Origin of the sequence: Allochromatium humboldtianum, from assembly GCF_013385175.1 — a bacterium.
Taxonomy (GTDB): Bacteria; Pseudomonadota; Gammaproteobacteria; order Chromatiales; family Chromatiaceae; genus Thermochromatium; species Thermochromatium humboldtianum.
This window is the reverse complement of record NZ_JABZEO010000001.1, coordinates 458,761-480,071: the sequence shown is the minus strand read 5'-3', so window position 1 is coordinate 480,071 and position 21,311 is coordinate 458,761. Positions and strand designations below refer to the sequence as shown.

Here is a 21,311-nt window from a genome sequence, read left to right as displayed (position 1 = left end):
CAGCCGCCAGCGCTGTTGCTGGAAGCCGATCGCCGGACGCTGGCAGCTTGGAATCAACCGATGTTGACGCCGTGATCCTTGGCCAGCGCGCCCAGGCCGCCGGCGAAGCCCTGGCCGACAGCCTTGAACTTCCACTCCTCGCCGTTGCGGTAGATCTCGCCGAAGATCATGGCCGTCTCGGTCGAGTAGTCCTCGGAGAGGTCGAAACGGGCCAGCTCGGTACTGCTGTCTTTGTTCAGCACGCGCATGAAGGCGTTGCGCACCATGCCGAAGTTCTGTTTGCGGCTCTCGGCCTCGTGGATAGTGACGGCGAAGACCACGCGCTTCACGCCCGCCTCGACGCCCGGCAGATTGATGGAGACGGTCTCGTCGTCGCCCTCGCCGGCGCCCGTGGTGTTGTCGCCGGCATGGATCACGGCGCCGTCGGGCGAGGTCTTCTGGTTGTAGAAGACGAAGTGACCGTCCGACAGCACCTTGCCGTCATCGCCGACCAGGAACACACTGGCGTCCAGATCGAAGGCCGCGCCGTCGGTGGAACGCGCGTCCCAGCCCAGTCCGACTTGGACATTGGTCAGACCCGGATCGGTCTTGGTCAGACTGACGTTACCGCCTTTTTGCAAACTGATGGCCATTGGGGGCTCCTTGTGGTGCGTTGATGGAACTGAGATCGTTGTAGAGAATGATTCGAACTAGTGTAGTCGAGTCGACCAGCGCACGGTATAAGCTTAACGTTTCTTCATCCTGCCCAAGTGATCGATCGTCTGATTCTCGATGAGTCCGCTTCTAGACGTCCTTGGCCCCGCGGCCCGCTGTCCCGCCATCAAGAGCGCACTGTCGCGACTGGCACGACAGCACGACACCGAACGTGATAGCGTCTCCACGCCGCCCGAGGTCGTGAACGCCCTCCTGGATCTGGCCGGCTATACGCCCGACCGACCGCTGTATCGCTTACGGCTGCTCGAACCGGCGTTCGGCCAGGGCGAGGTGCTGCTGGCCGCGATCGAGCGTCTGCTCGCGGCCTACAGTCTGGCCGGCGGTCAGGCGAGCGAGGCGGTGCGCGAGCTGCGCGAGACCATTCGTGCCGTCGAGCCGCACATCGCCGACCATGACGCGACCGCGCGCGCTGTCGAGGCGCGACTGGTCGCGGCGGGGCTCTCTGAACGCGATGCGCACCGGCTGCGCACGGTCTGGCTGATCCGCGACGACTTCCTGCTCTGTCATCTGCGCGGCGAGTTCGATTGCGTGGTCGGACGACCGCCCCAGGTGCGTCTGGAGCGCCTGCCCAGCGTCCTGCGGCGTGAGTACCGGCGGCGTTTCCACACCCTCTATGATCGTGCCGATCTCTCGATCGCCTTCTTCGAGCGCGCCCTGGATCGGCTGGCGCCCGACGGACGGCTCGGATTCGTCTGCGCCGGCCGCTGGCTGAGGAACAAATCCGGCGGCCCATTGCGTGCGAAGGTCACGCTGGAGTTCACGCTGACGCATTTCATCGACCTCGAAGGTCTCGATGCCTTGGCGTCGAACGGGCTCGCCGCGCTCACGTTCATCGAGCGCCCGCCTGTCGAGCCGCCTGCCGACACACTCGGCACGACGCGCCTCGTCAAGCCGGGCGTCTTGAGTCTGATCGAACAACTGCCCTATCTGGTCGCGACCCTGGGGGCCGAATCACCGGACGAGACGCTGGTCGCCGAGGTACGGCTCGGCGGCGCAAGACGCGACGCGCCCTGGCTGCTCGACGGCGGAGAGCACCTGGACGTGATCCGTCGGCTCGAACAGGCCTATCCGACGCTGGACGAGGTCGGTTGCAAGGTCGGACTCGGCGTGGCCACCGGTTGTGACCGCGTCTTCATCGACGACTATCCGAGCCTGCCGGTCGAGCCGGCCTGCAAGCTGCCGCTGGTCATGGCCCGGGATCTGGCCGATGGTGAGATCCGGTGGCACGGCCAGGGGGTGATCAATCCGTTCCGAGCGGATGGTCGGTTGGTCGATCTCGACGAGCATCCACGGCTGGCGAAATATCTGGAACGGCATCGGGCGGCGATCGCGGGGCGGCATGTCGCCCGACGCAACCCGACGGCCTGGTATCGCACCATCGACCGCATCGACCCGAGTCTGGTCGAACGGCCGAAGCTGCTGATGGCCGACATCCGGGGCGAGACGCTGGTGGTGTTCGACGAGGGGCATTTCTACCCGCATCACAGCCTGTGCTATGTCACCATGTCCGAATGGGAGCCGCGCGCGCTCCAGGCGGTTCTGCGCTCATCGGTGGCCATGGCGATGGTCGCGACCTATGACACACGCTCGGCCGGCCATCCACGGATTCAGGCGTCATCGCTCAAGCGTCTGCGGATTCCGCGCTGGACGGAGGTGCCGGAAACGCTGCGCGCCGAACTGGCGACCGTGGCGCTCGAAAGCGATCGGGACGCCGTCGATGAGGCGGTGTTTCGGCTCTATGGTCTCGATGGGCGCGAGGCGGAATACGTCAGAGCGATGGCGCGTCGCTACTGAACCTGAACCGCCGAACGCATGCATCAACATCTGTTTCAGGGTCCATACAATGCATCTGTACTCAGCCTTCCGTATCCACAACGACGACCAGGGCCATCATGCTGGGATCGAACAGCGACCCAGGCCGGAACCGGCTGAGGGCGAGGTGCTGATCCGGGTCCAGTATTCCAGCGTCAACTACAAGGACGCGCTCGCCGGCACGGGTCGCGGCAAGATCCTGCGGACCTTTCCCCTGGTCGGCGGCATCGATGCGGCGGGCGAAGCCGAGGTCTCCCGACATCCGAACTACAAAGCCGGGGATGCGGTCATCGCCACCGGCTGGGGCTTGAGCTTCGACCACGACGGCGCCTATGCCGAATACCTCTGTGTCCCCGGCGACTGGCTGGTGCCCATGCCGGCGGGACTCGATGCACGCGCGGCCATGATCCTGGGCACGGCTGGATTCACGGCGGCGCTGGCCGTGCAGCGGATGCAGGTCAATGGTCAACGCCCCGAGCTGGGACCGATCCTGGTGACAGGCGCCAGCGGCGGGGTCGGCTCCATGGCGGTCGCCATCCTCGCCCATCTCGGCTATGAGGTCACGGCACTCTCGGGCAAGCCGGATCTGCACGACTGGCTGAAGGGATTGGGCGCCGCGCGGATCATCGGCCGCGAAGCCCTGTCCGGCGCGACCCGACCGCTGGAGAAGGCCGAATGGGGCGGCGCCATCGACAACGTCGGCGGCGAACTCCTGGCCCAGATCACCCGCACCACGGTCCCCGGCGGCAACATCGCCGCCATCGGTCTGGCGGGCGGGCATGAGCTGCATACCACGGTCATGCCCTTCATCCTGCGTGGCGTGAGTCTGCTCGGCTGCAACTCGGTGGATGTCCCCAATCCACTGCGTACCGAACTGTGGCAACATCTGGCCGACGATTGGCGGCCGGCGAACCTGGACGCACTGCTGAGCGAAACAGTCGCGCTGGATGGACTGGCCGAGGTGTTCGAGCGCGTGCTCGCCGGCCAGACACATGGACGGATCCTGGTCCGACTCTGAGCGGCGTGCGACACTGTTCGGGGCGCGACGAGACCGCGCGTCGCCGACGCCCCCTATCGGAGCACCGACCCAAACGCATGCCACGTCTCATCAATCCGCAGGGCATGGCCAATCGCCTGATCCTGGCAGGCATGGCGATCATCCTGCTCAACGCGAGTCTCCAGTTCGGACTGCTCGATCGCCATCTGCGCCAGGATCTCACCGAGCTGACATCGAGCCAGTTGCTGACGCTGGCCAACTATGTCGCCGCCCAGATCGACCGCGACCTCGTGAATCGCCGCGAACTGCTCCGGCATGTCGCCGATCATCTGCCGCCGGCGCTCCTGGACGACAGGATCGCCCTGCGCGCCAGGCTGGCGGAACATCAGGCGGTCAATCCCCTGTTCTCAGAAGGACTGATGGTGCTCGACGACACCGGCATGGTGGTGGCCGACTACCCGCCCCTGCCCGGCCGGGACGCCCTTTCGCTCGGGGACAGCGACTACTTCCGTCAGGCGATCCAGGGTGCGTTCGTGATCGGCCGCCCCCTGTTCAGCTCGGTCTCCAAGGCGCCGGTCCTGCCGATGGCCGTGCCCCTGCGCGACACCGATGGGCAGGTGCGGGCCGTGCTGGTCGGGGTCTCGGGGCTGAAGTCGGCCAATTTCGTCCAGGCGCTCTATGACACGCGGGTCGGAGCCACGGGGGGATTCGTCCTGGTCTCGCCGCGCGACCAACTGTTCCTCGGCTCCTCGGATCTCAATATCACGCTGACACCGACACCCAAGGAAGGCATCCATCATCAGCACGACATGGCGATGCAGGGCTTTCGCGGCGTGGGCATCGACGTCAACGCCGGCGGCGTCGAGGAATTGGCCGCCATCGCCTCGGTGCCTACGGGCGGCTGGTTCCTGGTGGCACGCCTCCCCACCCACGAGCTGTTCGCACCGATCGAGCGTCTGCGCGACTTCATGCTGACGACCAGCGCCATCCTGGCACTCGTGTTCCTGCTCGTCATGGTGATCGGACTGCGCCATCAGCTACGCCCGCTGCGCGAGGCGGCACGCCACGCCGAATGCATGACGCGCGGCGAGATCCCGCTCGAACCCCTGCCCGTGGTGCGCAACGACGAGGTCGGTCACTTGACCGCCGCCTTCAATCGCGTCCTGGAGAAACTGCTGGAGAGCCGTGCCGAGATGGAGTATCTGGCCCGGCACGATGGCCTGACCGGACTGCCCAATCGTCAGCTCTTGGCGACCCATGTCCAGCATGCGCAGGCGCGGGCACAGCGTCATGGATACGGCCTCGCGATCCTCTATCTCGACCTGGACGGCTTCAAGACCATCAATGACAGCCTGGGACATGGGGCGGGCGATGCGGCCCTGCGCGAAGTGGCCACACGCCTGAGCGGAGTGATCCGTGGCGAGGACACGCTGGCACGCATCGGCGGCGATGAGTTCGTCATCCTGCTGGCGGATCTCGATCCGGATGAGGCCCGCGAGATCGCCGAACTGGTGGCGCGCAAATGTCTGGGCGTCTTCGAGCGTCCGGTTCGGATTCAGGACCGGGACTGCCTTCTGGGTACCTCGATCGGTCTCGTGCTCGATCACGGCGAGCGGACCCTGGATGCCCTGCTGACGACGGCCGACATGGCCATGTATCGCGCCAAGGAGACTGGGCGGGGCCGTTTCTGCTGGACGGCCGACTGAGATCGAAAACGCGCCATCCATCATGCCGGCCTTAACAAAGTTTAACCGAGCGTCCAGCTTGGGGCTGCATTGCCCAATTATTTGATTGGATTGGTTTTTCATTCCGGCACTCAGGCGCTGCCCCCGTTCTCGTTTCATCGCCCACTTGCGCGCCGCGACCGGCTTGGTTGAAATCCGCGCCCGTATGGGGCCGCTGTGCCCTACCCTCCAAGACACCGCGAGCAATCGAGACAGGAGAGACTCAATGATCGAGGTTCGCCACCTCAGTCGCCACTATGGCGCACTCAAGGCGGTCCAGGACGTCTCGTTCAGCATCGACACGGGTGAGATCGTGGGTCTGCTCGGCCACAATGGCGCGGGCAAGACCACCATCATGAAGATGCTGACCGGCTATCTCGAACCGAGTGCCGGAACGATCCGGATCGACGGACTGGACATCGCCGAACAACGCCGCGAGGCGCAACGCCGCATCGGCTATCTGCCCGAGAACTGTCCGCTCTATCCCGAGATGACGGTGCTCGATTCACTGGACTATCAGGCATCCCTGCTGGGTCTGGCGCCCGACCGACGTCCGGCGGCGATCCGTCGGGCCGTCGAGCGCACCGAACTCGGCGCCAAGGCGACCGCCGCCATCGGCACCCTGTCGCGCGGCTACCGTCAGCGCGTCGGCGTGGCCCAGGCGATCCTGCACGAGCCGCGCATCCTCATCCTCGACGAGCCGACCAACGGACTCGACCCGGCCCAGATCCAGCACATGCGCGCCTTGGTGCGCGAGCTGGCGCGCGAGGCCACGCTCATCATCTCGACCCACATCCTGCAGGAGGTCGAGGCGGTCTGCGGGCGGGTGCTCATCATGCGCGGCGGTCAACTGGCGCTCGACAGCCGGCTCGACGCCATCGGACGCCGGCCGCGTCTGGTGGTGACGCTGGATCGCGATCCGGACGAGGCGCTGCCGGCGCTCTCGGCGCTGGACGGTATCGGCTCGGCGGTCCTGCTGGATCAGGACGGTACGCGCCATCGCTTCGCGCTCGAAACCGACGACGCTCAATCGGCTGCGCCCGGCGTCGCCCGCGCCGTCTGCGAGCGCGGCTGGTCGCTGCACGGTCTGGAGACCGAACGCCAAGACCTGGAGGCGCTGTTCGGCGCCGTGACCCTGGAACGGATGGAGGCGACCCATGGCTGAGATCGTCCGCGTGGCCCGCCGCGAGCTGGCGGCCTTCTTCGGCTCGCCGGTGGCCTATATCTTCATCGGCACCTTTTTGGCGGTGTCGCTGTTCGTCTTCTTCTGGGTGGATGCCTTCTTCGCCCGCAACATCGCCGACGCGCGTCCGCTGTTCGAGTGGATGCCGATCCTGCTGATCTTTCTGTGCGCCGCGCTCACCATGCGAATGTGGAGCGAGGAGCGGCGCGCCGGGACGCTGGAGAACCTGCTGACCCTGCCGGTGGCCACGCCCAAGCTGGTGCTCGGCAAGTTCCTGGCCGCGCTCGGGCTGGTCGCCGTGGCGCTGGCCCTGACCCTGCCGCTGCCGATCACGGTCTCGCTGCTCGGGCCGCTCGACTGGGGGCCGGTCATCGGCGCCTATCTGGCGGCGCTGCTGCTGGCCTCGGCCTATGTCGCCATCGGACTCTTCGTCTCGGCACGGACCGACAATCCGATCGTGGCCCTGATCGGCGCGACCCTGGTCAGCGCGGCCTTCTATGTCATCGGCTCGCCGGCGCTCACCAGTCTGGTCGGACACGGCGGCGGTGAACTCCTGCGGCTGATCGGCAGCGGCGCACGCTTCGAGTCGATCACGCGCGGTGTGATCGATGTGCGTGATCTCTATTACTACCTGAGCCTGACCGGCGTCTTCCTGGCACTCACCATCCACGGCCTGGAACGTCTGCGCTGGGCCGAGCCGGAGGCCAATCCGCGTCATCATCGGCGCTGGACCCTGGTTACGGGGCTGGCGGTGGCCAATCTGATCGCCGCCAATCTCTGGATGCAGGGCGTGACCGGCGCGCGCGCCGATCTGACCGAGGGCCGGCTCTACAGTCTCTCCGAGGCCACCCGGACCTATCTGGATCAGCTCCAGGAACCGCTGCTGATCCGAGGCTATTTCAGCGCCCAGACCCATCCGCTGCTCGCGCCGCTGGTCCCGCAACTGCGCGACCTGCTGGAGGAATATCAGATCGCCGGCGGCGACAGGGTGCGCGTGGAGATCGTCGATCCTCAGCAGTCGCCAGAGCTGGAGCGCGAGGCCGGCGAGCAGTACGGCATCCGTCCGGTCGCCTTCCAGACCGCGACCAAGTATCAGGCCGCCGTGGTCAATTCCTATTTCGACATCCTGATCAAATACGGCGATCAGTACGAGACCCTGAGCTTCCAGGATCTGATCGACGTCAAGGTCCGCAGCGAGACGGATCTCGACGTGCGTCTGCGCCATCCTGAGTACGACCTGACGCGCACCATCCGCAAGGTGCTCCAGGGCTATCAGGGCGGCGGCGATCTGTTCGCCAACCTGTCCAAGCCGCTGACGCTCAAGGCGTTCGTCTCGGCATCGGACACGCTGCCCGAACCGCTACCCGGTTTGCGCACCGATCTGGAGTCGCTCCTCGGTGAGTTGCAGTCCAAGTCGAACGGCCGTTTCAGCTTCGAGATCCAGGATCCGGCGGCCGGTGATGGCGCCCTGGCCAAGACGATCCAGGAGCAGTATGGCTTCGAGCCGCTGGTGGTCAGTCTGCTCGATCCCACACCCTTCTATTTCTATCTGGTGCTAGAGGATGGCGCACGGAGCATCCCGGTGCCGCTGCCCGAATCGCTGGACCGCAGTGGGCTGAACCGTTCGATCGAATCGGCGATCAAGCGTTTCGCACCCGGCGTACTGCGCACCGTGGCACTCTTCGCGCCCGGCCCCAAGCCCAACCCCTTCGGCATGGGCGGCTCGACGGGCGACGACTACAGCCTGCTGCGTCAGACGCTCCAGGACAGCTTCAACCTGCGCGAGACCGATCTCACCTCGGGTCAGGTGCCGGAGGACGCCGATCTGCTGCTGGTCGTCGGTCCCGAGTCGCTGGACGAGAAACAGCGCTTCGCCATCGACCAATTCCTGATGCAGGGCGGAACCGTGATCCTGGCCGCCTCCAGCTTCAATCTGGATCTGACCGGCGGCGCCATCGGCGCGCGCAAGATCGACACCGGGCTGGGCGACTGGCTCGCGCAGCATGGCCTGAAGCTCGAATCCAGCCTGGTGCTCGATCCGCGCAACACACCCTTCCCGATCCCGGTCCAGCGCGATCTGGGCGGCTTCACGGTCCAGGAGATCCAGACGCTCGACTATCCCTATTTCCCCGACATCCGGGGCGAGGGACTGGCCGAGGACAGCCCGATCACCGCCGGTCTGGGTCAGATCACGCTCAACTGGTCCTCGCCGATCACGCTCGACGCGACGAAGAACGCCGGACGCAGGGTCACGCGCCTGCTCCAGAGTTCGGACGCCGCCTGGAGCAGCGATTCGGAGAACATGCAGCCCGACTTCGAGGCCCATGGTGCGCTCGGCTTCCCCAAGGGCGAGGATCGCGGACGCAAGCTGCTGGCTGTGGCTGTCGAAGGACGGTTCGATTCGCCGTTCGCCGGTCAGCCATCGCCGCTACTGGCCAAGGAGGAAGCCAGTGCCGAGTCCGACACCGACGTGGAGGCCGCCTCATCGACGCCCGAGGAAAACAACAATGCCGAAGGCTCCAAACAGCCGGTCATCTCGGCCGTCATCGACAGCTCGCCCGAGTCGGCGCGGCTGATCCTGCTCGGCTCGTCCAGCTTCCTCGGCGACACCGCCATCAGTCTTGCCAACGAGGCCACCCAGAGCCGTTATCTCAAGCCGCTCGAACTGGTCCAGAACGCCATCGACTGGTCGCTGGAGGATCGTGGACTGCTGTCGCTGCGCGGCCAGGGTCAGTTCGGACGTCTGCTCGATCCGATCGGACGCGAGGCACGCCTCTTCTGGGAGTCGCTCAACTATCTGCTGGCACTCGGCGGACTGGCGCTCGTCTACGCGCTGCATCGTCGCGCCCGCGCCCGTCGCGCCCGCTACCATGCCGCCATCCTGGGTCAAGGAGGTCAGTGAATCATGACAGCGACCAACACGACATCGCTCTCGAAGTCGGCGAGCGAGACCGCCGCCGACACCAGCGCACCAAGCCTTCAGACCGATCTCGGCTGGCGTCCGGATCTGCGCACCCCCCTGGTCATGGGGCTGGCCGGACTGCTCGCGCTGCAACTGCTGATCGCACTCGGCCAGAGCCTGAGCGCCCCGAGCACGCGCGCCTTCGCCCCGCAAACGCCGCTCATCGACTTCGAGCCGGCGCAGGTGACGGCGATCCGTATCGAAAGCTCGGACGGCGCCGATCCGGTGCGCCTCGAACGGCGCGACGGCAGCGCCTGGGTGATCGGCGGCCTGGGCGACTTCCCGGCCGCCGGCTTCAAGGCCGATCAACTCCTGGCCACGCTGGCTGGCCTCAAACGCCCGCTACCCGTGGCCACCAGCGCCGAGGCGCGCGAACGCTTCAAGGTCGCCGACACCGGCTTCAACCGGCGTCTGACGCTCGAAGGCGCACAGGGACAGATCGCGACCCTGATCCTGGGCGAGACACCGCGCTTCAAGCGGCTGTTCGGCCGCCCGGCGGACGACTCGGCCGTCTACGAGCTGGATCTGGCGATCGCCGACGTCTCCAACCGCCGTGTCGACTGGCTCGACCAGGGGCAGCTGCGCCTCGATCAGGCGAAGATCACCGCCATCAAAGGCGCCGACTGGCGTCTGGAGAAGGACGGCGAGGACTGGCGTCTGGCCGGCGCCGGCGCGGACGAGCCGCTGGACCAGGACAAGGCACGCGAGCTGGTGCGTACCCTGGCCAACCTGAGTTATCGCGACGTCTTCGCCGCGACAGAGGCCCCAGCCGAGGACGCGTCGAACCCCGTGCTCGAGCTGAAGATCGAACTAAGCGCGGGCGAGTCACGCGCCTACCGGATCGCCAGGCTCGCCGGGAGCGAGGACTATGTGCTCAAGGATGCCGCCCGTCCACAAGCCTTCAAACTCTCGAAATACGACCTGATGGACTGGGTCGATCTGGAGCGCTCCAAGCTCATCGTCCAGCCCGAGCCGACAACGGCCACAGACGCGCAACCGGAATCCGCCGCGCCCGCCGCGCCTGAGTCGCCTGTGACTGACAAGGCGCCGGCCCCGGTCGGCACAACACCGGCCTCAGACACGGACGCCGACTGAGATCCGACGGCGAGGGATCGCCGCCATCATTCGACCCGGGATGACGAAGCCGGGTGACTCGATTATAGTGATTCGTTGAATGGGCTCGACGGAGGGCGTTCCACACCCTCCGCGGAGCCGCCCGAACATCGCGCAACGCCCGCTCGGACCATCGACGATCATGACCCCCTCCAATGCCTACGAGCTGCTCGGCGAGTTGTCGCGGGCGATCGATGACTCACTGGAACTGGAGCCGATGCTCCAGCGTTTTCTGGCCGAGATGGTGCGCCTGCTGGAGGCGGGCGGCGGCGCCGTGCTGGAGTCTCCGGCCTCCACTCCACCCGGACAGCCCACCCTCGTCTGCCTGCACCCGGATGCACTGCCACGCGATCCGCTCTATGGCGCCTTCTGGGACGACTGGTCGCCGGGCGCGCTGGAAACGGCCCTGGCCGAACGTCCACAGGGACTCCCGATCCTGACCTCGGGCGAGATGGGCCATGTACTGGCCGCGCGCCTCCCCGGATTCGGTCTCCTGATCCTCGTGCGTCCGGCGACGGCCGGTGAGCCGACACCCGACCTCCAGCAGGGACTGGCCCTAGTGGCCATGACCCTGGCCCAGGCCGCGCGCGGCGCACGCCGCCGTATCGAACTCCAGCACGGGATCGAATCGGCACACCGCGCCAGGAACCAGCGTCTCGCCGACATCGGCCACGAGATCCGCGCCCCGGTCAAGGACATCCTCGAACTCAGCGAATTGACGCTGCATACGTCACTCGAACAGACCCAGCGCCACTATCTCGATCACATTCGTTCGGCGTCCGCCCGCCTGCTCGGCCAGATCGACGAACTGCTCGATTTCACACGCATCGAGACCGGCCAGATGACCATCGAGCGGATCCCCTTCAATCCCTCGGTGTTGATCGCCGACCTGATCGACACGCTCGCGACCACCGCCAGAAGCCAGGGACGCGAGATCCAGTACGAACGACTCGACGCCCTGCCGACCCACAGTCAGGGGGATCCGAGCCGCATCCGTCAGGTGCTGACCACGCTCTGGAATACAGCACTCGTCTTCGGTCGCGATGACAGGCTGTGTCTTCAGTCACGGCGACTCAGCCGCGAGGATCCGACGCTGGACTGGATCCAGTTCTCGATCCTGGGCCTCAGACCTCCGCTCACCGAGCTGCAGCGCCTGATCGATCCCGCCGCGACGACGGATGCGGCACAGACACCGGACTTCAGCGATGGCGGACTGCGTCTGACCACCTGTGCGCGCCTGGTCGAACGCATGGGCGGCCGGCTCTGGATCGAGACCCAGGACTCCGGGAGCCTGCACTTGATGATCCCCCTCGTCCGCCTGGACTCCAGCGAGGCCGCCCCGCGCCTGCTGGCGAGCTGGCCCGGCAGACGCGCGCTCATCGTCGACGATCAGACCATCGCACGGCGCACGCTGGCCTATTGGTTCAGACACTGGGGATTCGAGGTCCAGGAGGCGGGCGCCGGGCGTCAGGCGCTGGAGTTGGCGCGCGCCTGTCAGGCACGGGGTCAGGCATTCGACGTCTATGTCTTCGATTCCACGCTGCCCGAGCTCGACGGATTCGAGTTGGCGGCCCGCCTGAGAGACGCACTCCCGACCGAGCGGGCGGCGCTCGTGATGCTGGCCTCGATCGGACAGCGCGGCGACGCCCAGCGCTGCCGCGAGGTCGGGATCGACGCCTTCCTCACCAAACCGGCCTCGCCGCGCGAGTTGCGCGAGCTGCTCACGCGGCTGCTCGTACCGCTGGATTCGACCCGGCAGGCGCGTCCGCTGCTCACCCGGCACATGCTGGTCGAGTACCGCCAGCGTCTGCGCATCCTGCTGGTCGAGAGCGGGCTGCTGCACCAGAAGCTCGCCAGCACCCTGCTCCAGGAGTGGGGCCACGAGACCCTGATCGTCAACAGCGGCGGGCTGGCCATCGAGCAGTTCCGATCCGAGACCTATGATCTGGTCTTCCTGGATCTCTACCTGCCGGACGTCGATGGGATCGAGGTCGCGCGTACCATGCGCCGTCTGGAGGAGCCGGGCGCGCGACGCACCCCCATCATCGGCCTGAGCACACTGGGGCTGGACAGCGAGCGCGAACGCTGTCTGGCGTTCGGCCTCGACGAGCATATCGTCAAGCCCCTCAATCCAGCGGTTCTGGAAGACTTGATCCAGCGGTTCGTCCGGCACGACGACGACCCGCTGGAGTGACGGGATTCTCCGACCTCAGAGCCTGAAGCGCGCGACCCGCTCCTGGAGCATGCTGGCCAGCCGCGCCAGCTCTTCGCTGGCGCTGGCGATATGGGCCGCGCCGGCGGCGGTCTGATCGACCGTCGAGGAGATGGTGTGGATGTTGCGGTTGATCTCTTCGGCCACGGCGGTCTGTTCCTCAGCCGCGCTGGCGATCTGGCGGTTCATGTCGGTGATGCTGGTGATGGCGGCGCTGATGGCCTGGAGCGATTCGCCGGCACGCTGGGCCTGAGCCACGCTCTCGCGCGCCATCTCCTGCCCCTTGGCCATCACCGACACCGCACCCGTCGAGCCGTTCTGCACCCGTTCGATCTTCTCCTGGATGTCCTGGATCGAGGACTGGGTGCGGCTGGCCAGAGTCCGCACCTCGGCGGCTACGACAGCGAAGCCGCGTCCCTGCTCACCGGCGCGCGCCGCTTCGATGGCCGCGTTGAGCGCCAGCAGATTGGTCTGCTCGGCCACGCCCCGGATCACGTCCAGCACGGCGCCGATCTCGGTGCTGTCCTCGGAGAGTCGCGCGATCACCTGACTGGCCGACTCGACCTCCTGGGCCAGCAGGTCGATGGCCGAGATCGTCTGTGCCACGACCTCGCTGCCGGCCTCGGTCTCGTGGTCGGTTTCCTGGGCGGCGCGCGCGGCGGCGGCGGCATGACGTGCAACCTCCTCGACCGTGGCCGTCATCTCATTCATGGCGGTGGCGACCTGATCGGTCTCGGACTGCTCGAGGCGCACCTGCTGATTGGTCTCCTCGCTGGTGGCCGAGAGTTCGACGGCGGCGGCCGCGACCTGAGAGCTGGCGTTGGAGACGTCGCGCAGCACGCGCCGCATGTTCTCGACCATGCGCGCCATGGACGCCATGAGGCTGGTCTTGTCTCCTGGACGCAGCTGGATAGTGGTCGTCAGGTCGCCCTCGGCGAGCTGGTTGACGACGGCCACCACCCGCGCCGGCTCGCCGCCGAGCTGACGCAGTGTGCTGTGGGTGATGAGGAAACCGAGGATGGCGGCCAGGATCAGGCCCACGGCCATACCGCTTCCATAGAGCATGACCATGAAATCCCCCTCCTTGAGGGCCTGCGCCAGCCTGTCGCCGGAAGACGTGTTTCTGAGCGCGACCAGGGACTCGATGAGCACGCCGACCCGGTCGGAGACCAGGAAGCTCTCGTCGACCCGCTGTGCAAATTGCGCCAGCACGGCGGAATAGGTGTCCTGATCCTGGGCATCGAGCATCCCGCGCGTCAGGCGATCGAGTTCGGCGTAATGCTCGCGCCAGCTCGCGTAATCGGTCTTGAGGGCCGAGAAGACGGCCTGCTCACTGACGGACTGCGGGAGCTTCTCGAGTCGGGCGAGCGCATCCTCGACGATGGTCCAGGAGGCGACACGCTGGCGCAGAACCTGTTCGAGCAGTTCTCGTGTGCGCGGTCCCCAGGTCGTCAGCCCCTTGGTCTCATAGGTTTGACTACGGATCTGAGCGCGCTCGTAATTGAGCCGATTGAGTTGCACGATCGCCGGCAGACTCTCCTGGCTCATCGCGATGAGATGATCACGCATACTCAGCTCACCCCTGATACCCAGGACACCAAGGATCAATAGGATCACCGCCATCGCCAAGAAACTGGCGGCCAGCTTCACGCTCAATCGAGTGTTCTTCAACATGCTACTTGCTGCCCCGAGGCTTGTTTGGAGGATGATGACGCAAACATGGCGGGACAGTCTAAACGAAGTCGCCGTCGAGCGGTGTCGATCCCATCACTCCTTACGTATCGTCCGGTGCCCGCAAGCGGTTATAGGAGCCGTTCGCGGCCCGGCGTTGTCGGTGTCACGCGCCTGCTTGGCGACATAGAGGGCCGCATCGGCGTGCTGGTAGAGCTGATCGAGGCTCATGTCGGATCTCAGGGTCGCGGCGCCGATACTCACGCTGATCCCGACGCGCCGGCCGGATTCGGTCTCGACGAACTGCCGTTCCAGTGCGCAGCGGATGCGCTCGGCGCAGTCCTGGGCCGCTTCCGGACCGGTCTCGGGCAGGAGCACGACGAATTCGTCGCCGCCCAGACGCACGCAGAGATCGGCGGTACGGGTCACGGTCATCAGGGTCTCGGCGACCTTGCACAGGATACGGTCGCCGACCGGGTGGCCGTAAGTGTCGTTGACGGCCTTGAAGCGATCCAGATCCAGGACCAGCATCGAGAGCGGATGGTGATGACGCACGCTGTCGGCGCGCCAGTATTCGCCCTGGAGCGTCAGGGCGCGGCGGTTGCCGAGTCCCGTCAGGGGGTCGCGCTCCAGCTGGCGATTGACGTGCGAGAAACGCAGGGCGTTCTGGACAGCGGGCGCGGCGAGTGCCAGCAGTCCCTCGATGCGTTGCTGATCGTCCTCGGAGAAACGCCGTCCGCGCATGAGCTTGAGCGCGCCCAAGTCCTGGCCGTTGAGCGTCAGATTGTATTCGATCCGATGACGCTCGGAGCGACCGCCGGTCAGACGGAACTCGTCGTTCGGGGCGCGATACTCCCAGCCGCCGTGTTCGAAGGCCTGATGCAGGAATTCGTTGAGCGCGTCGAGCACCTCGTCGAGCTCCAGTGAGGCGGTGACGGCCTGCAGGAAGCGGACGGTATCGATGGTCTCGGGAGGTTGACGGCGACTCGGGCCGGCCGTGGGAACGAGCGCCAGTCGCGCAGAATCGATTTGATGATGGGATGACACATGACGCCCCCGGAAAGATGAGCCATGTTCCGGATATAGCGAAAGCTGTGCCAACTGGCTCCAAGCCTTTGATTGGGCGTCATTCTGTCCAATGGCGGCCTGAAACGACGGCTCACTGACGCTCGAACGCACGAACCGCCGTGAAACCGGCATCTCGACCGACATTCAGACGTCCCTCCGGCTCAGCGGCGGGCGGGCGCGACCGCGTGCGCCGCAGGCCAGCATCCCCAGCGCCCGATCGAGACCAAGTTGACGCTGCACACGCTGCCCGAATTCATCCCGCACCCGTACCGACCAATGACGGGTCTTTGGATCGGAGACGAGTTCCAGCCACAGCCGCTCGTCCTGCCAATGGGCGTCGATCGACTCGACCACGCCCCTCGTACCCGCCACTGTCGGGCCTTCGCGTTCCAGTCTGTTGTTCACCGCTGACTCCAGGCAAGACGCCGATGATTCGACCTGGGAGCGGGCCAGCCCTGTCGCCGATGCCCGCACCCGCCTACATGGCGAGTGTATCGGCGTGTCGTGCGATTCCTTGAGCCGGCGCGGCGGCGGTGCGGTTCAGCCCGCTCGGTTCAGCGTTTGAACAGCCAGGGCAGCACGTCCTCGAAGCGCGAGGCGAAATGGACCTCCAGTCCCTTGCGCACATGCTCGGGCACTTCCTCGAAGTCGCCCTGATTGTCGGCGGGCAGGATGATCTCCTTGATCCCGGCGCGACGGGCGGCGATGAGCTTTTCGCGGATACCGCCGACCGGGAACACCTCGCCGGTGAGGGTGATCTCGCCGGTCATGGCGATGCGCCGCACCGGCTGTTTGCGTGCCAGCGACAGCAGCGCCGAGGCCATGGTGATGCCGGCGGAAGGGCCGTCCTTGGGCGTGGCGCCGGCCGGGACATGGACATGGATGAAGGACTTCTCGAAGAACGCGGGATCGACCCCGAAGTCCTGGGCATGGCTGACCACATAGCCATAGGCGATCTCGGCCGATTCCTTCATCACGTCGCCGAGCTGGCCGGTGAGCTTGAAGCCGCGCGTGAAGCTGTGAGTGTGCGCGGCCTCGATCGAGAGCGTCGCCCCGCCCATGGCGGTCCAGGCCAACCCCGTGACCACGCCCGGTCCTGAGAGCTTGCGCTCGTCGCGGAACACCGGACTGCCGAGATAGCCCTTGAGATCCTGCTCACGCACCCGGATCGGGATCTCCTCGCCTTCGAGCATCCGTACCGCGACCTTGCGCACGATCTTGCCGAGCTGTTTCTCCAACCGACGCACGCCGGCATCGCGTGCATAGCGCTCGATCAGGGCGCGCAGGGTCGTGCTGTCGAGCTTGACCGCCTTCTTGCCCAGTCCGGCGCGTTCGATCTGGCGCGGCAGCAGGTACTTTTTGGCGATCTGGAGTTTTTCCTCGGCGATGTAACCCGAGAGCTTGATGACCTCCATGCGGTCGAGCAGCGGTCCCGGAATGGTGTCGAGCTGGTTGGCGGTGCAGACGAACAGCGCTTTGGACAGATCGAAACGCAGATCCAGGTAATGATCGAGGAAGTCGGTGTTCTGCTCCGGGTCGAGCACTTCCAGCAGCGCCGAGGCCGGATCGCCGTGATAGGACGCCCCGATCTTGTCGATCTCGTCGAGCAGGATCACCGGATTCGAAGTCTCGGCCTCCTTCATCGCTTGCAGGAACTTGCCCGGCATGGCGCCGATGTAGGTACGACGATGGCCCTTGATCTCGGCCTCGTCGCGGATGCCGCCGACCGAGAAGCGATAGAACCGCCGTCCGAGCGCATCGGCGATCGAGTGTCCGATCGAGGTCTTGCCCACGCCGGGCGGGCCGACCAGCAGGATGATCGAGCCGGAGATCTCGCCCTTGTGGATGCCGACGGCGAGGAATTCGAGGATGCGTTCCTTGACGTCCTCCAGACCGTAATGATCGCGGTCGAGGATGCGCCGCGCGCGCTTGAGATTCAGGATGTCGTCGGAATGCTTGCCCCAGGGCAGGAGCGTGATCCAGTCCAGATAGTTGCGGGTGACGGCATACTCGGGCGAGCCGGTCTCCAGCATCCCGAGTTTGTCGAGTTCCTCGTCGACACGCTTCTGGGCCTGCTCGGTCAGGGTGAGCTTTTCGAGCCGTTCGCGGAACTTGTCGATCTCGGCGGTGCGGTCGTCCTTGGCGATGCCCAGTTCCTTCTGGATCGCCTTGAGCTGCTCGCGCAGGAAGAACTCGCGCTGCTGCTTGTGCATCTTCTCCTCGACCGTGCGCCGGATCTTCTGCTGGGCGCGGGCCAGTTCCAGCTCGTTGTTGAGCAGGACCAGCACCTTTTCCATGCGTTGCAGGAGCGGCAGGATCTCCAGGACTTCCTGGAGCTGATCCTTGGTCGAGGTGGTGAGACTGGCCGCGAAATCGGCCAGATGCGAAGGATCGTCGGGGCCGAAGCGGTCGAGGAACATACGCAGTTCCTCGACATAGAGCGGATTGAGCGGCAGCAGCTCCTTGATGGTGTTGATGACCGCCATCGCATAGGCTTTGACCTCGGCGTTGGGCGGGCCTTCCGGCTCGGGCAGATAGGTCACGCGGGCGCGAAACGGCGTCTCGGGATGCGCCCAGCCCTCGATCTTGAAGCGTTGCAGACACTCGACCAGGACTTGCAGATGCCCGTCCTGCTGATGGATGCGATGCACGCGGCAGGCCGTGCCGATCTGTCTGAAATTCTCCGTGGTCGCCTCTTCCGAGGTCTCGCTGTCGACCAGCACCACGCCGAGGATCTTGTGATCGGTCTTGGCCACGGCCTTCATGGTCGGCGCCCAGGGTTCGGCCGACATCATCAGCGGCACCGCCTGACCGGGGAAGAAGGGACGCGAGGCGACGGGGAGCAGATGGATCTCGCCGGGCAGCACGTCGTTGGCGCGCGCCAGTTGAATCGGAGTCGATTCCTCGTCCGACTCCTGCTCCTGCTCCAGATCGGCGCCCGACTCCAGGGTTTCGTCGTGCTCCGCGTTCGTCACCTGATCCTCATCCGACATGCTGTTGGCCTCACTCGCAATACCACACACAGGAGTGGCCAATTTCAGGTTTTCGCCGTCGATTTGCAAGCGGCGGTAAGATAGTCAGTCCTGACTTACAACCATGCCGATGGAGATTCCGCGCCATGAAGTTCAGCTATCCGGGACTGACCGACCACGAGGCCGAGCGCTCACGCGCCCAGCATGGATCCAACGCCGTCGCCAGCCAGGAGACCGAGACCTTCTGGGACAAGCTGCTCGGCAATCTCAAGGATCCGATCATCATCATCCTGATCGTGGCACTCGCGATCACGGTACTCCTGACGTTCCTCGGCTATGCCGAGTGGTACGAGAGCGTCGGTATCGCCTTTGCGGTGGTCATCGCCACCTTCGTCGCCACCTGGTCTGAGTACAGCAACGAACAGTCCTTCCAGCGCCTGCTGGAGGAAGCCTCGCTAATCAGGGTCAAGGTGTTTCGCAACGGCCATCTGACCGAGATCCCGATCAATGATCTGGTGGTCGGGGATCATGTGCTACTGCAACCGGGCGACACCGTCCCCACCGATGGTCTGCTGATCGGCGGTCATGCCGAGGTCGACGAGGCGGCGCTGACGGGTGAATCCGAGCCGGTCAAGAAGAGCAGCCTGCCCGACGGCAAGACCGATGACGCCGCGCCCGAGGAGCATCGTCTGTCGCGCGCCGGGCTGCTGGTCGACGGCGAGTGCGTGATGCGCGCCACCGCCGTGGGCGACAAGACCCGCTATGGTCAGACCATGAAGGAACTGCTCTCGGCCGAGGACCGGCTCTCGCCGCTCCAGCACAAGCTGACGGTGCTCGGCGGCCATATCGCCACCTTCGGCTATGTCGGAGCGACTTTCATCTTCCTGGCCTTCATGTTCAACAACGTCTTCCTGCAGGGCGGAGGACTGGAGAGCTACTGGGCACAGGACATCGGCCTCATCGTCAGTGACGTGGTGACGGCGCTGATCCTGGCCATCATCGTCATCGTGGTCGCGGTGCCCGAAGGGTTGCCGATGATGATCGCGATGGTGCTGGCCATCAACATGAAGAAGCTGCTGAGCGAAAAGGTGCTGGTACGCAAGCTGCTGGGCATCGAGACGGCCGGCAGTCTCAATCTGCTGTTCACCGACAAGACCGGCACCCTGACCCAGGGCAAGCTGTCGGTCAGTGCCTTCCTGACCGGGACCGGCGAGCGTTTCGAGTCGCTGGAAGCCATTCCGCAGGCGCTGCGCGACGAGGCCGGCTTTGCGCTGCGCAACAACACCAGTGCCGTGATCGATGCCAGCGACCCCAGTGATCCCAAGCTGGTCGGCGCCGACCGCACCGAGCAGGCCCTGCTGCGCTTTGTCAAGCCCTATCTGGCGACGAACAATTCCGATGTCGTGGACATGATCCCGTTCAGCAGCAGCCGCAAATTCTCGGCCACCCAGGTGCGTGGCGAGCGGGCGCTGACCCTGGTCAAGGGCGCGCCGGAAGTCATTCTGAAGAACTGCGTTCGCTGGCTCGATGGCGAGGGCAAGGTCCATGAACTGAGCGATTCCGCGCCGCTCCAGGCCGCGATGCACGAACTCTCGGCGCGTGCCATGCGGTTGCTAGCGGTCGCCGTCACCGAGACGCCGATCGACTCCGAGACCAATGCCCTGCCCGAGTCGCTGACCCTGGTCGGCGTGTTCGGGATGCGCGACGAGCTGCGTACCACGTCCTATCAGTCGGTCAAGACCGCGAAGCAGGCGGGCATCCATGTGGTCATGATCACGGGTGATGCCAAGGAGACGGCGCAGGCGATCGCCAAGGACGTGGGTCTGCTGGAGGACGACCCGCAGGCCATCGTCATGACCTCAGCGGAACTCGGCGAACTCTCCGACGACGAGGTCAAGAAGATCCTGCCGCATCTCTATGTGGTCGCGCGCGCCTTCCCGACCGACAAGAGCCGACTGGTCAAGCTGGCCAAGGAGCTGAATCTGGTGGTCGGCATGACCGGCGACGGGGTCAACGACGCCCCGGCGGTCAAGAACGCGGACGTGGGCTTTGCGATGGGCAGCGGCACCGAGATGACCAAGGAGTCGGGCGACATCGTCATCCTCGACGACAACTTCTCTTCGCTGACCAAGGCAGTGCTCTATGGACGCACGCTGTTCAAATCGATCCGCAAGTTCCTGGTGTTCCAGTTGACGGTGAACGTCTCGGCGATCCTGGTGGTGTTCCTGGGGCAGTTCTTCGGCTTCGACCTGCCGCTGACCATGACCCAGTTGCTGTGGCTCAACATCATCATGGACACCCTGGCGGGTCTGGCCTTCGCCGGCGAGGCGGCGCTCGGGCGCTACATGCACGAACCGCCGCTGCGGCGTGACGAGCAGTTGATCAACGCCGATATGTGGTCGTCGATCCTGATCAATGGCGGTCTGATCGCGGCCATCAGTATCCTGTTCCTGACCAGTGATCTGACTCAGGGTTGGTTCGACGGCGGCTATGCGGCCGGTACGGATGAAGCCCAGGCCAAGTTCCTGACGGCGTTCTTCGCCTTCTTCGTCTTCGTGCAGATCTTCAACACCTTCAACGCCCGCACCCAGGGACTGAACCTGTTCGAGCATCTGCTCGACAACCGGCTGTTCTCGATCATCATTCCATCGATCATGGCGATCCAGGTGTTCTTCATCACCTTCGGCGGCGAGATCCTGCGAACCGTGGGGCTGTCGTTCGGCGAATGGCTGCTGGTGCTGGCGCTGGCGATCCTCATCGTTCCGGCGGATCTGATCCGCAAGGCGATACGCAATCGGGTGTTCGGGAATCCGGTGACGGCGAGCTGAGCGCGCATCGAAATCTTAGGGTACGCCATGAGGCGTACCCTGACATCCGCCAACG

At 65.4% G+C, this 21,311-nt stretch carries 13 protein-coding genes; 8 read left to right on the top strand and 5 right to left on the bottom strand.

The features are described from left to right. Nucleotides 1-53 precede the first annotated feature (53 nt). Nucleotides 54-632 (bottom strand): TerD family protein, encoded by a 579-nt coding sequence (locus HW932_RS02245; RefSeq protein ID WP_176974865.1) that lies wholly within the window; start codon nt 630-632, stop codon nt 54-56. Nucleotides 633-771: 139 nt separating this feature from the next. Between HW932_RS02245 and HW932_RS02240 the strand changes: the two genes are divergently transcribed. From HW932_RS02240 to HW932_RS02210, 7 genes are all read left to right on the top strand, one after another. Beyond that, complete coding sequence (locus tag HW932_RS02240; RefSeq protein ID WP_176974864.1) at nt 772-2,508, top strand: Eco57I restriction-modification methylase domain-containing protein; 1,737 nt, start codon at nt 772-774, stop codon at nt 2,506-2,508. 49 nt (nt 2,509-2,557) lie between these two features. Then, nucleotides 2,558-3,544: a YhdH/YhfP family quinone oxidoreductase gene (locus HW932_RS02235; protein ID WP_176974863.1), complete on the top strand. Its 987-nt coding sequence runs from the start codon at nt 2,558-2,560 to the stop codon at nt 3,542-3,544. A gap of 77 nt (nt 3,545-3,621) precedes the next feature. Beyond that, nucleotides 3,622-5,229, top strand: coding sequence for a sensor domain-containing diguanylate cyclase (locus HW932_RS02230; protein ID WP_176974862.1), 1,608 nt, complete (start codon nt 3,622-3,624; stop codon nt 5,227-5,229). Nucleotides 5,230-5,473: 244 nt separating this feature from the next. After that, the gene (locus HW932_RS02225) at nt 5,474-6,412 is read left to right on the top strand and encodes an ABC transporter ATP-binding protein (protein WP_176974861.1); all 939 of its coding nucleotides are present in this window, start codon (nt 5,474-5,476) and stop codon (nt 6,410-6,412) included. Next, nucleotides 6,405-9,332 carry a Gldg family protein gene (locus HW932_RS02220; protein ID WP_176974860.1) on the top strand — a complete coding sequence of 976 codons (2,928 nt, stop codon included), beginning with the start codon at nt 6,405-6,407 and terminating at the stop codon, nt 9,330-9,332. Before HW932_RS02225 ends, HW932_RS02220 begins: the two co-directional genes overlap by 8 nt. 3 nt (nt 9,333-9,335) lie before the next feature. Then, a complete protein-coding gene (locus HW932_RS02215) occupies nt 9,336-10,487 on the top strand; it encodes a DUF4340 domain-containing protein (protein ID WP_176974859.1) in 1,152 nt (383 codons plus the stop codon). Nucleotides 10,488-10,647: 160 nt separating this feature from the next. Next, the gene (locus HW932_RS02210; protein WP_176974858.1) at nt 10,648-12,699 is read left to right on the top strand and encodes a response regulator; all 2,052 of its coding nucleotides are present in this window, start codon (nt 10,648-10,650) and stop codon (nt 12,697-12,699) included. A gap of 15 nt (nt 12,700-12,714) precedes the next feature. Here the strand turns inward: HW932_RS02210 and HW932_RS02205 are convergent, their stop codons facing one another. The 4 genes from HW932_RS02205 to lon all read right to left on the bottom strand — a co-directional run bounded on the left by HW932_RS02205 (nt 12,715) and on the right by lon (nt 18,449). Then, nucleotides 12,715-14,391 (bottom strand): methyl-accepting chemotaxis protein, encoded by a 1,677-nt coding sequence (locus HW932_RS02205; protein ID WP_176974857.1) that lies wholly within the window; start codon nt 14,389-14,391, stop codon nt 12,715-12,717. A gap of 93 nt (nt 14,392-14,484) precedes the next feature. After that, nucleotides 14,485-15,435: a GGDEF domain-containing protein gene (locus tag HW932_RS02200; protein ID WP_343046942.1), complete on the bottom strand. Its 951-nt coding sequence runs from the start codon at nt 15,433-15,435 to the stop codon at nt 14,485-14,487. Nucleotides 15,436-15,600: 165 nt separating this feature from the next. Next, nucleotides 15,601-15,861, bottom strand: coding sequence for a hypothetical protein (locus HW932_RS02195; RefSeq protein ID WP_176974855.1), 261 nt, complete (start codon nt 15,859-15,861; stop codon nt 15,601-15,603). Nucleotides 15,862-16,010: 149 nt separating this feature from the next. Further along, nucleotides 16,011-18,449 (bottom strand): endopeptidase La, encoded by a 2,439-nt coding sequence (gene lon / locus HW932_RS02190; protein WP_176974854.1) that lies wholly within the window; start codon nt 18,447-18,449, stop codon nt 16,011-16,013. Nucleotides 18,450-18,574: 125 nt separating this feature from the next. Here lon and HW932_RS02185 point away from each other — a divergent pair, with 125 nt between their 5' ends. Next, on the top strand, nt 18,575-21,256 hold the full coding sequence (locus tag HW932_RS02185) for a calcium-translocating P-type ATPase, PMCA-type (protein ID WP_176974853.1): 2,682 nt from the start codon (nt 18,575-18,577) through the stop codon (nt 21,254-21,256). The last annotated feature ends 55 nt before the right edge of the window (nt 21,257-21,311 follow it).

Coding starts and splice junctions, on each gene's coding strand:
- HW932_RS02205 (WP_176974857.1), bottom strand. CDS start 14,391: ATGTTGAAGAACACTCGATTGAGCGTGAAGCTGGCCGCCAGTTTCTTG.
- lon (WP_176974854.1), bottom strand. CDS start 18,449: ATGTCGGATGAGGATCAGGTGACGAACGCGGAGCACGACGAAACCCTG.
- HW932_RS02240 (WP_176974864.1), top strand. CDS start 772: ATGAGTCCGCTTCTAGACGTCCTTGGCCCCGCGGCCCGCTGTCCCGCC.
- HW932_RS02245 (WP_176974865.1), bottom strand. CDS start 632: ATGGCCATCAGTTTGCAAAAAGGCGGTAACGTCAGTCTGACCAAGACC.
- HW932_RS02230 (WP_176974862.1), top strand. CDS start 3,622: ATGCCACGTCTCATCAATCCGCAGGGCATGGCCAATCGCCTGATCCTG.
- HW932_RS02185 (WP_176974853.1), top strand. CDS start 18,575: ATGAAGTTCAGCTATCCGGGACTGACCGACCACGAGGCCGAGCGCTCA.
- HW932_RS02210 (WP_176974858.1), top strand. CDS start 10,648: ATGACCCCCTCCAATGCCTACGAGCTGCTCGGCGAGTTGTCGCGGGCG.
- HW932_RS02220 (WP_176974860.1), top strand. CDS start 6,405: ATGGCTGAGATCGTCCGCGTGGCCCGCCGCGAGCTGGCGGCCTTCTTC.
- HW932_RS02225 (WP_176974861.1), top strand. CDS start 5,474: ATGATCGAGGTTCGCCACCTCAGTCGCCACTATGGCGCACTCAAGGCG.
- HW932_RS02215 (WP_176974859.1), top strand. CDS start 9,336: ATGACAGCGACCAACACGACATCGCTCTCGAAGTCGGCGAGCGAGACC.
- HW932_RS02235 (WP_176974863.1), top strand. CDS start 2,558: ATGCATCTGTACTCAGCCTTCCGTATCCACAACGACGACCAGGGCCAT.